This is a genomic window from Phenylobacterium sp. (genome assembly GCF_030679875.1).
Taxonomy (GTDB): domain Bacteria; phylum Pseudomonadota; class Alphaproteobacteria; order Caulobacterales; family Caulobacteraceae; genus Phenylobacterium.
In genome coordinates this window covers 53,581-62,602 of the sequence record NZ_JAUXSP010000009.1, presented here as the reverse complement: position 1 = coordinate 62,602, position 9,022 = coordinate 53,581, and the positions used below count along the sequence as shown (strand labels likewise).

General features: G+C 65.6%; 19 protein-coding genes and 1 tRNA gene. 2 read left to right on the top strand and 18 right to left on the bottom strand.

Going from position 1 to position 9,022, the window contains the following annotated elements; translation table 11 throughout:
- Positions 1-13: 13 nt before the first annotated feature.
- Both Q8K84_RS06000 and Q8K84_RS05995 read left to right on the top strand, forming a co-directional pair.
- Positions 14-178 (top strand): DNA gyrase inhibitor YacG, encoded by a 165-nt coding sequence (locus Q8K84_RS06000; RefSeq protein ID WP_305281777.1) that lies wholly within the window; start codon positions 14-16, stop codon positions 176-178.
- Between the two features lie 76 nt (positions 179-254).
- A tRNA-Phe gene (locus Q8K84_RS05995) sits at positions 255-330 on the top strand.
- A gap of 26 nt (positions 331-356) precedes the next feature.
- On the opposite strand, the gene Q8K84_RS05990 is transcribed toward Q8K84_RS05995, so the two are convergent.
- The 18 genes from Q8K84_RS05990 to Q8K84_RS05905 all read right to left on the bottom strand — a co-directional run bounded on the left by Q8K84_RS05990 (position 357) and on the right by Q8K84_RS05905 (position 9,020).
- A complete protein-coding gene (locus tag Q8K84_RS05990; RefSeq protein WP_305281708.1) occupies positions 357-944 on the bottom strand; it encodes a hypothetical protein in 588 nt (195 codons plus the stop codon).
- Positions 937-2,040, bottom strand: coding sequence for a tyrosine-type recombinase/integrase (locus tag Q8K84_RS05985; protein WP_305281707.1), 1,104 nt, complete (start codon positions 2,038-2,040; stop codon positions 937-939). Before Q8K84_RS05985 ends, Q8K84_RS05990 begins: the two co-directional genes overlap by 8 nt.
- Positions 2,041-2,241: 201 nt before the next feature.
- On the bottom strand, positions 2,242-2,562 hold the full coding sequence (locus tag Q8K84_RS05980; RefSeq protein ID WP_305281706.1) for a hypothetical protein: 321 nt from the start codon (positions 2,560-2,562) through the stop codon (positions 2,242-2,244).
- Entirely contained in the window at positions 2,555-2,779 is a 225-nt protein-coding gene (locus tag Q8K84_RS05975; RefSeq protein WP_305281705.1) for a hypothetical protein, read from the bottom strand. Before Q8K84_RS05975 ends, Q8K84_RS05980 begins: the two co-directional genes overlap by 8 nt.
- A gap of 1 nt (position 2,780) precedes the next feature.
- On the bottom strand, positions 2,781-2,990 hold the full coding sequence (locus Q8K84_RS05970; protein ID WP_305281704.1) for a hypothetical protein: 210 nt from the start codon (positions 2,988-2,990) through the stop codon (positions 2,781-2,783).
- Positions 2,980-3,735 carry a hypothetical protein gene (locus Q8K84_RS05965; RefSeq protein ID WP_305281703.1) on the bottom strand — a complete coding sequence of 252 codons (756 nt, stop codon included), beginning with the start codon at positions 3,733-3,735 and terminating at the stop codon, positions 2,980-2,982. The genes Q8K84_RS05970 and Q8K84_RS05965 overlap by 11 nt, the downstream gene beginning before the upstream one ends.
- Positions 3,736-3,841: 106 nt before the next feature.
- The gene (locus Q8K84_RS05960) at positions 3,842-4,090 is read right to left on the bottom strand and encodes a hypothetical protein (RefSeq protein ID WP_305281702.1); all 249 of its coding nucleotides are present in this window, start codon (positions 4,088-4,090) and stop codon (positions 3,842-3,844) included.
- A 73-nt stretch (positions 4,091-4,163) separates the two neighbouring features.
- Positions 4,164-4,589, bottom strand: coding sequence for a hypothetical protein (locus tag Q8K84_RS05955; RefSeq protein WP_305281701.1), 426 nt, complete (start codon positions 4,587-4,589; stop codon positions 4,164-4,166).
- A gap of 45 nt (positions 4,590-4,634) precedes the next feature.
- Positions 4,635-5,021: an HNH endonuclease signature motif containing protein gene (locus Q8K84_RS05950; RefSeq protein ID WP_305281700.1), complete on the bottom strand. Its 387-nt coding sequence runs from the start codon at positions 5,019-5,021 to the stop codon at positions 4,635-4,637.
- A 148-nt stretch (positions 5,022-5,169) separates the two neighbouring features.
- Entirely contained in the window at positions 5,170-5,367 is a 198-nt protein-coding gene (locus tag Q8K84_RS05945) for a hypothetical protein (RefSeq protein WP_305281699.1), read from the bottom strand.
- Complete coding sequence (locus Q8K84_RS05940; RefSeq protein WP_305281698.1) at positions 5,364-5,558, bottom strand: hypothetical protein; 195 nt, start codon at positions 5,556-5,558, stop codon at positions 5,364-5,366. The genes Q8K84_RS05945 and Q8K84_RS05940 overlap by 4 nt, the downstream gene beginning before the upstream one ends.
- Positions 5,555-5,854 (bottom strand): hypothetical protein, encoded by a 300-nt coding sequence (locus Q8K84_RS05935; RefSeq protein ID WP_305281697.1) that lies wholly within the window; start codon positions 5,852-5,854, stop codon positions 5,555-5,557. Before Q8K84_RS05935 ends, Q8K84_RS05940 begins: the two co-directional genes overlap by 4 nt.
- 121 nt (positions 5,855-5,975) lie before the next feature.
- Positions 5,976-6,398 (bottom strand): recombination protein NinB, encoded by a 423-nt coding sequence (locus Q8K84_RS05930; RefSeq protein ID WP_305281696.1) that lies wholly within the window; start codon positions 6,396-6,398, stop codon positions 5,976-5,978.
- Positions 6,399-6,689, bottom strand: coding sequence for a hypothetical protein (locus Q8K84_RS17390; protein WP_370867838.1), 291 nt, complete (start codon positions 6,687-6,689; stop codon positions 6,399-6,401).
- An 8-nt stretch (positions 6,690-6,697) separates the two neighbouring features.
- On the bottom strand, positions 6,698-7,600 hold the full coding sequence (locus Q8K84_RS05920) for a hypothetical protein (RefSeq protein WP_305281695.1): 903 nt from the start codon (positions 7,598-7,600) through the stop codon (positions 6,698-6,700).
- Between the two features lie 61 nt (positions 7,601-7,661).
- Positions 7,662-8,423 carry a Rad52/Rad22 family DNA repair protein gene (locus tag Q8K84_RS05915; RefSeq protein WP_305281694.1) on the bottom strand — a complete coding sequence of 254 codons (762 nt, stop codon included), beginning with the start codon at positions 8,421-8,423 and terminating at the stop codon, positions 7,662-7,664.
- Positions 8,420-8,638 carry a hypothetical protein gene (locus Q8K84_RS05910; RefSeq protein ID WP_305281693.1) on the bottom strand — a complete coding sequence of 73 codons (219 nt, stop codon included), beginning with the start codon at positions 8,636-8,638 and terminating at the stop codon, positions 8,420-8,422. Before Q8K84_RS05910 ends, Q8K84_RS05915 begins: the two co-directional genes overlap by 4 nt.
- Before the next feature lie 106 nt (positions 8,639-8,744).
- A complete protein-coding gene (locus tag Q8K84_RS05905) occupies positions 8,745-9,020 on the bottom strand; it encodes a hypothetical protein (RefSeq protein ID WP_305281692.1) in 276 nt (91 codons plus the stop codon).
- Between the last annotated feature and the right edge of the window lie 2 nt (positions 9,021-9,022).

Genomic DNA, 9,022 nt, shown 5'->3' with positions numbered 1-9,022 from the left:
CAGTCCCGTTGTCATCCCGGCGAAATGCCCCATTTGCCGAAAGCCCGTTCAGCCGGACTATCGCCCCTTCTGCTCAAAGCGCTGCGCCAACGTCGATCTGCAGCGTTGGTTCACCGGCGCCTACGCCGTTCCGGCCGTGGAGCAGGAAGAGGTCTCCGATGGCGAGGACGAGGCCTGAATATATCCATGCTCGCCGCGCTGGACTTCCCCCGACGGCTCTTTTATAGACGCGGCTCCCGCGCGGCGGGCCCAGTGCCTGGGTAGCTCAGTTGGTAGAGCAGCGGATTGAAAATCCGCGTGTCGGTGGTTCGAATCCGCCCCCAGGCACCATTCTGTTTTTGTTGAACATTTTGGCACTACGCGGCCCGCTTCCGGTAGGCGCGGAGTGGAGCAATTGCCAATCCGTTTTCCGTTCGATGTTCACGAGCCGTTTCTTGGGCCACCACGCCGTGGGCGATTCTCGACAAAACGTGGTCGCCCCATTCGTTGAGAGCGACGTTCACGGCGACGCACACGATCCGCACGTTGCTGACGCTGTAGGGGCCTCGCGAGGCGATCCGATCGATGCTCGGGCGGTATGGGCGGCGGAAGGCTTTTCGGTTCGGGCCGGTTGCGTCCAGATCGAACGGGATGCCGCTCACGGCGCATCGCCAGCCCTGGCGCTCCAGCATCGCGACGACATCTTCCTCTGTCAGCGAAATCTCGGCGCCATTGGCCTTGCACCGAGCGCGAGCGTTTTTGAGTAGTTGAACTATGTGTTTGTGAAAGTCTGGCCGGGCCGGCGTCTGCAGGACGGCAAGCAAGCGGGCTACCTCGGCGGCCGCCAAGTCGTCATCAAGTGGCAGAGGTGACTGCTTTGCGCCGAGTGCGGCCAGCTCTCTGGACGGCCAGAAGTAGCGATACTTGCGGCCGCGCGAGGTCACGGTTTTGATGTAGTCAGGCATTCTTTCTTTTACCAGAAATTGGACGCGGCTGCTGCTTCCAATCGATGTTCGCAAAGCGTTTCTGCGCCGCCTCAAGGATCGCGGCCTGGGCGCCATGCCGGTCAGCGTTCCGACCATAAATCTGCGCCATGGCGGGGCTGCGATCTCCGATGGCGGCCGCAACCCGGCTGTCGCTCTCGCCGTCGTTCCGGGCGGATGATGCGATGGTGTGGCGCAGGCCATGGAATGTGCATCCAGGCGCCAGCTTGCCGGCCGCCGTCAGACTGCGCACGAGCTTGAAGAACGAGGCCCGGAAGCCTGAGGCGGTCCATGCGGTCCCGGTGGACGTGACGGCGATCTGCAGGGTGCGGCCGCGCCTCTCGCGGGCCTCCTCCAGGACGGTTCTCAGCGGCCCGGTGACGGGCGCGATGCAGTCCTCGCCGTTCTTGCCGGCGATCCAGCGCAGGAACGCGCCGTCGTAGGCTTTCCAGGTGATGATCAGCGCATCGCCCTGGCGAAGGCCCGCGAACAGCCCAAGGGCGAACGGGACCAGCAGTTGAGGCGGTGCGGCCTCGGCAAAGGCGGCGACCTCGGCTGGCGTCCAGGCCCGGTTGACGACCCGCGCGCCAGTCGGGCGCCGCAGGGCCGGAACGCCCGTCGCCGGGTTCTCAGCGATCCAGCCGCGGAGCTTCCCCCAGCCGAACAGCATCCGCAGGACCTGGACGACATAGGTCGAGAATCGCCGCCCCTTCGCCTTGAAAGCCTTGTCCCGCAGAGCGACGACCTTGGCGGTGTCAATGCGCCGGACCTGGGCGCTCTCAGCCGCCGCGCCAATCCAGTCGCGGACGGCCTTGTAGTCCGAGCGCGTGCGAGGCTTCAGGGCGGCCCATTCCGGGCTTCCGGTGTATGCGGTCCATAGATGGGCCAGAGAGCCTGTGGCGGCCTTCTGGGCGCTCTCCAGGGCCTTGGCGCGATCATCTAGGGCGGCGATTTCTAGCAGGCCCGCTGCGGTCCTGGGGTCGTGTTCCAGACGCAGGCCCGAGGCCCGGTGATACCAATAGACGCGAACCTCGCCTGTCGCGAGCTTCCGCCGCACAGGTTTGAGGCCCTTAGGCACGTCGGTGATCCTGCGTCGCGCCGGCAAGCGTCACCCAATCCGCGTCATCGTTAACCGGCACGCCGCTCTCAGCGGGCCGCCGCGTCAAGACACGAATAGCGCCGTCCACAGCGACTTCCACAGCTTCGATGATCAGGCCGCCGGCCGCAGCCGCTCTAACAAGCCGCTCGACGTCGGATTGCCTAAAGCTCGCCACCCTTGTCATGGTGTCACCGGGGGAGGGGGAGAGGCTGCGATCATGGCGCCCCAGATGACCCGATACACATCGTGCTCGGTGGGGCAGTCACCCGCCGCCTCTACGCTTAAGTTATCCAGCGCGACAAGCATCTCCTCAGTCGGCTCTACCGGGACCAGCTTCCACCCATCCCCTCCTATGAGGTTGAGGGTGGCGTCGGCCTTGGTGAGGGCGTCTTCCCAGGCGTCCGCAAAGATGGCCGCCCCGTCGTCGTTGTCCTCGGCGGTCACTTCGTCATAGGCCTCGGGATCGATCACCCGCGCCACCTTCTCTCTAAGATCAGTCATGTTGGGGGGCCTTGAGGGCTTGGCGGGATAGTCGCTCTGGCCCGGCTTCGTTGATCATGTCGGCCAACACATGCGCCCTGCGCTCTGCGAAGAACGACGACCCGCAGTCGATCAGGTGTCCATCAGACAAGAGAACGTGCCAGACGGTCGCGCTGCCCTGTTCGCCGTTGATCTCCTTGCGGCAGATTAGGGCCTTGTCGCTGTTCAGATCGGCCATGCTATGCGCCATCGCTCATCGCCTCCGAGAACGCGTCGAAGATACCTTCTGGTGTGGTCAGGTCGGCGTAGGTCGGATAGGCTACGCTCTCGCGATAGGTCCACGTCTTGTGGCAGGCTGCGCACGCGAAGCCCGACCGCCCGTCGCCGGCCCAGGGCTTGCGCTTGTGGCGGCCATCCGGTGTCACCGGGCAAAGGCGATCACCCCCCATGATCATCCCCCTTCTCGGCTTGGACGGATGGGGTGAGGGCGGCTCGGGGCGCAAAGGCGAGCGTCCAAGCCTGGATGCGGAGGGCCTTGGCGAAGTCGCGAAGTTCGCAGGCCATCTCGAAGGGACACCCCTCGGCGCTTTCAGAGCGCGTGCAGCCGGTGGCGTTGGTGTCGTGTTCGCGCCAAGCGTTCTCGCACCCGTCACCGCAGTCGATGAGATCGGCAACCTGATCCAGCAACATGGGGCAGGGCGGATAGCGGAGATGGTAAGACAGGTCGAGGGCCGCCCGCATGTGGGCGAAGTGGTGTTCAGCCGCCGTCTTCCATGCGTCGCGTTCCCCCTCCAGCGCCTTGGTCCGGGGGTCGGTTGGCGGGGAGGTGAGGGCGGCGAGCGGGTCAGCAAACCAACCGTCCTCATAAGAACTCATCGCCACCGGCTCCCCCGCCCCTTGTGAGGCCTCTTCCCTGGCGGCTTGGAGGAGGGCGGCCCGGTCGCTGGCCTCACGCCATGAGCCGATGTTGTTAGCGGCGACCCCCAAGATATCGGCTAGGGGAAGGCTGTCGGCGTAGCCCGGCGCGTCCTCGCCACCGCAGATCGCAAGCCGAAGCCCCTTCACCTCTTCCTGTAGGCGGGTGAGTTCTGAGAGGAGGGCGCGAAGGTCATCGGATCGCGCTGTTACAGCTTTCGCTTCGTCGCGGTATGCGGTTTCCCTCAACCGCTCCACCGCTTCTGTGATCTCAGTCATGTCCTTAGCCTTGTGGGGTTATAGGGGTGTTGGTTCGTCCCGGGACCAGCCCAGATGGACGTGGGGACCCCTGCCCCACGCCACCCGAGAGGCGGTGCGATCTGGACTAGGAGGTGAGTTCCTTCACCGCCCACATGACCGACTCCTCAAGAGCCGTGAGGCCGAGGGAGCGGTAGCGGCCGGGCTTGACCTGCTCGAAAAGCCCTTCAAGCTCAGAGGCCTTGGACTTGATGGCGTCGTGAAGCGCCTTCTCGTCATCGGTCAGGGCGCGATAGCGGGGCCGGAAACGGGACACAGGCTCGCTCACGTCGGCGGACTGGCGGGCGTCAGGCGCCCCTTCATAGACGTTGGTCATTTCGGCATTTCCTTTTGCTGCCGGGTGGGAAAGTGTGTGTGTGTCGCCCAAGAGCGACATCGGAGGGGTCGGGCTAGCTGGAGGGGTCAGCCTTCCTGAGGAACCCAAAGGCGAGAACGCCGAAGCGCATATCGTCGTCGGTCACGCCGCGCTGGAACCGCTCCAGCTCTCCGTTGATGTCCACGATCATGTGGCCCTCGGGGATGTGTGCGTACCATTCAGCCGGATACAGCCAGAGGACTTGCCCCTCAGTGTCGGGCTCATCCCAAGCCATGCACCCGAGGGCGCGAATGCTCGCTTCCGGAAGGCTAGGGAGGCTCGAAAAGTCGAAGTCTGGCGCGACGGGCGACAACCCATCGGTCCGCTCAAACTGCGGTGTAACGATCTCAATGGTTTCGCCTGGCTCAACGCCGATGGCAGCGACAAGGCGTTCTGCGAAGTCTGGCGCGTCAGCGTCAAGAACGACATCGAAGCGCGGGTCGTCTCGTTGAATTGGCATCGTCTCTATCTCCTACTCGGCTCAAAGCCGCGGGATTTCAGGGGGCTAGTCGCGGACATATCGGCCTCGGGACCAGTCGTAGCGGGTGCCCGGGGGCGGCCTGAGACGGCTGCGCTTCGACTTGTCCTTGGCCTGCGTCAGCTTCTCCTGGCGCTTGGCCTTCGCCATCCGCGGCGCGTCATGCTTGGCGGTCTTCTCGCCATGGCAGGCCGGATGCACGGGCCGGAGATTGTCGGCGCTGTCGTCGCCCGTGATCCCGCGCATCTCGCGATGGTCGTACTCGACGCCTTCGCCGGCCGGCGGGACGGGCTTGCCGCACAATTCGCAGATCCCGTTGGCGTCGTTCCAAGCCTTGATCTTCTCAGCCTTCGTCGGCGGCTTGCGGGGCGGGATCACCACGCGCTCTCGGGTCATCAACGGATTAACGGTCATCGCTCTCCGCTCCCGTCACAGTCCTTGCAAGGCGTCAGGGGCCGACCATGGGGGCCGGTTGTCTCCGTGGCCTGGCGGGGGGTCTCTGGGGTCCAGGTGGGGTTGGGGTGGCTGATGGAGCCTGAGCCGTTACAGGGGATGCAGGAGGTCATGCCGAGGCCTTCCCGCCTCGCGACGGAAGCCCAATGGGACACTCCCAATCGCAGTCCTCGGTTCCGGCGAGGCGGCACTGAACGCCCAAGCGGCCATTGTGCCAGCGCCCGCAGTCCTCTTCGGTGAAGCCAAACTCGCCGCCTTCGTCGTAACGATCGTCGATCTCGGGGTCGTATTCGTGGGGATCGCTCACCGGCCCTTCCTCCCGCAATCCGGGCAAAGGTGAAGCCACTCATCGCCCACCTTCTCAGCGCGCCAGCCCTCGCGCTTCGCAGCGCCCCAGGCCTCGTTGAAATCCTCGCTGGAGTAGTCGAACGGCGTCGTATCGCAGCCGTCGCACTCGAACTTGAACTCGCCCTCGCGGCGGTCGTAATGCGTGGTCATGCCCGCGCCTCCCGCTCAAACACGCGGAAGCTGGTCACGGGCCGGGTATCGACCACCTCGCCAGACCTAAGCTGCTCCAGCGCCCTGGAGCCGTCCGCGGTCAGCCGATAGTCGCCCTGCGTAAGCAACACGAACCCGTCGTCGATCAGGGCTTCCATGATCCAATAGGCCTTGTTTCGGGTGGTGGGTGACGCGGCGTCGAGATAGCGCGTCAGCTCTGAAAGGTCGGCGGGACCGGCCTCAAGATGCGCCAGGGCGAAGTGGCTGCGATGTCCGGGGTGGTAGGCGCTCGGCATCAGGAAGCCTCCGTCTGGGCTGCGGTTTGGAGACGACGGCGCCGGGAAACGCGAGGAGACAGGCCCGCGCGAAAGGACCGCATTTCGTCCAGGGTGACGGCGTGAGGGTCGCGGGGGTCCATCAGGCGGCTTCCGTTTCTTCGTCGAAGTGGCGGATGGTCAGGCCTTCGCGCGCGGTCCAAGCCAGGATGAATTCGATCAGGCTGACGAACTCGTGCTTGGTGAGTTGCGATGACCGATGGCCGGCAGGGAACATGCCGTCGCCCTCAAGCTTGGGCAGGAACGAGACCTCAGCGCCCCAGGCGTCCATAAAGACCGCCTTCCACAGCTCCGGGGTCATCTTGATCCCGTTGTGCATGGGGCGCTGCTTATGGACCTGGCCGATCAGACCCCAGAGGGCGCGGTTCTGCTCGTCGGTGCGCTTGGCGGGGCGAAGCTCCATCACCCACGGCGCGCCGGGTTGATAGAGCCGGAAGGCCCGGTCCAGCCAGGCCGCCGCATCGCGCCGCGCTCCTGGGGTCAGCTTGAGGACGTGGCGCTCCATCTAGAACGGAATCTCGTCATCGAGGTCGGCGCTGAAGTCCTCGCGGGGCTTGCTGGCTTGCTGGCTTGTTCGCTGACCGCCGCCGGCCTGCCCACCGTCGCGGGGCTTCAGGTCGAAAAAGCTGACAAAGCCGTTCCAGCCCTGCCCGACCGGGATGCTATCGAGCTTAAGCGCGAAGCCGCCGTCCTCGTACTGGAACAGAGTTCCGACGTTGACGTACCGTTTCTTCTCGTTCCCATCCCGGTCGGTATAGGTTCCGGTGACGCAGGCGGCCTGCTTGTAGGGGGTCATTCGCGCCATTAGGCGACCTTTCTGTCTTCGGTGATGGTGAAGCCCGGCACGGCCCTTTTCCCGGCGGCCACGTCTTCGGTCGCCAGCTTGAGGAGGAAGGCCTTGATGTCGTCGGGCCGGGTCGCGACGTAGTGCGCCAGCGCATCGCGCGGGTTGGTCAGGGCCGGAACCCAATAGGTCCGCAGGCCGATGGCGCGGTTGCCACCGTGGGCGTGAACGCGGGCTGTAGAGAGCTGCTTGGCGACGGTCGCGGCGGCTTGGGCCTCAGCGACCTTCTCCTCGGCTTCCTCGCGGGCTCCGAAGTCTTCCGGCACGCTGGCGCGCATCGCGGCGGCGGCTTCCTGCGCCAGCTTGGCGGCCTCGGCTTGTGCGGCGGCTTCACGCTCGCGGCGCTCATCGTCCAGCTTGGTGAGCCATGCGCCCAGCGTCGTCTTGAGCGCGGAGACGGCCAGCGGAACCTTGCCCGGCTTCTTGTTCTTGAGCGGGGCGATGTAGACGTTGTAGCGGGTCTGGATGGCGTCGCGGGCGTCGTCCAGCGGCTTGACCTCGGCCTTGCGGGCTTCGTCGGCCGCACCTTCGGCGGCGCGCAGGTCTTCGATCAGCCGGGCGATCTCATCGGCTTGGGCCTGGTTCTCAACCGCCACGCCATCGGCCCAGTTGCGAGCCTCGACCAGCAGGTCTTCAATGTTGACCTTAATCGCTTCGAAGCCTTCCGGCGTGGGCGCCAGGGCTTCGGCCGGGGTCTCTCCCGGGGGGTTGTTCGCTCCAAGGTAAACGCGGGGGTTCTCTTCCTCGCGCTCGGCGTCCAGCACGGCCATACGGTCGCGCATGGCGGCCAGTTCAGCGGCGCGGGCGGGGTCGTTCTCCCGCTCCAGCTTGGCGAGCGCGTTCGCAAGGTAGGGGCCGGGCATGGAAGCGATCTCCAGCGGGCCTTTCGACGATTGATAATGGGTCGCGGTCACTGCGATCTCCTCAGTTGAAGGTGGGCACGTTGTCGCCGCTCAGGCCGAAGCCGTCGGCTGGCGGCGGGGCTGGCGGCGGCGCAGGTTCGTCTTTCGGGAAGGCGGCTGCGATCTCGTGCATGGCCTTGACGACGCTGGCGTAGTCAGGCCCGCTCATCGCGGCTTTCCAGGCCTTCTGGTGGCGCCCCCACGTCTCCTTGAAGAGCCCCTTGTCTGAGGAGCATCCGCGCAGGACGTTGATGGCTTTGTCGGCCATGGAGGGGGGCGGCGGCTCCTCGGGGGCGGTGGCAGGCGCGCCCTTACCGCGAAGAATGCCCTCTAGCTTGCGCCGGTCGGCCTCTTTGATCTGCTCGCGCTCGTCCAGGTCCACCCACGGGCTGGGCAGGTGGTATAGGTAGCGGCCAACACCCCAACGGACGGCGGCCCTTTTGAAAGCGTCAGACAGACTGCCTTTCTCGGCTTCGATGTCGCTGTCGCCGGCCCCGTCGGCTTTCCAAATCCACTCACCATCTGGCGCCCGGACGCCGATTTCGCAGATGGTCTTGCGGTCGGCGTGGCTGTATCGGTTCTGCCATCCGCCGGGGCCGCACACCTCATCGAAGCGGTCCATCACGTCGCGGGCGTCGATATAGGCGAGAGCCTGGCCCTTGGTGGCCTTGGCCTGCTGATTTCCGGTCTCGCGCTGGAGCTTCTTCTTGTTGCTGGTCCCCACGCGCCAGGAAACGGCGTCAGCGGGAAACGGCGCGGCGAGGCGTTCAAAGATATCGCTCACGCTGCAATCTCCTCGTGTGCTTTCGACCCGGCGAACCGCATCTCGTCTTCGATCTGCCGGATGAGCATTTGGGCCTGTAAGATGGCGTCACGGGCGCTTGTTAGGCGCTGCATGGCCTCGGCAAGGTCTGGGGCCTGGTGGGCGAGATTGGCCCGCTGGACGACCCTGGAGAGGGCGGCTTGGTAGCGAGCCTCGTTGTCTTGCGAGAGGCGCATCACAGCATCCCCCCAATCCAGGCCCCGACGTCGAACATGAAGCCGACAGCCAGGCCGACGATCAGGAAGAACAGGGCGTAGGCGGCAAAGCCGATGGCGAGGCGCATCAGCCGGCCCTCGCCATGATGGCGTCGATGGTCTGTGCCGTGTTCGCGAGGTCGTCGCTCAAGCGCCGGGCGAGGTCGCGGACCCCAGGCGGGTGGGCTGGGCAGTTCGCCACGTCGGCGGCGATGCGTTGGGCCTCCAGCATGGCGGCGCGGAGTTCGGCCGACTGTTGAGCGGCGAGGCCGGTCATCTGCGATTGCAGGGCCTTGATCCGGTCGGTGACGGTCTCGGGCGCCGGGCGGACGATCTGCAGGCTGGTCTTCGGGGATTGGGCCATGG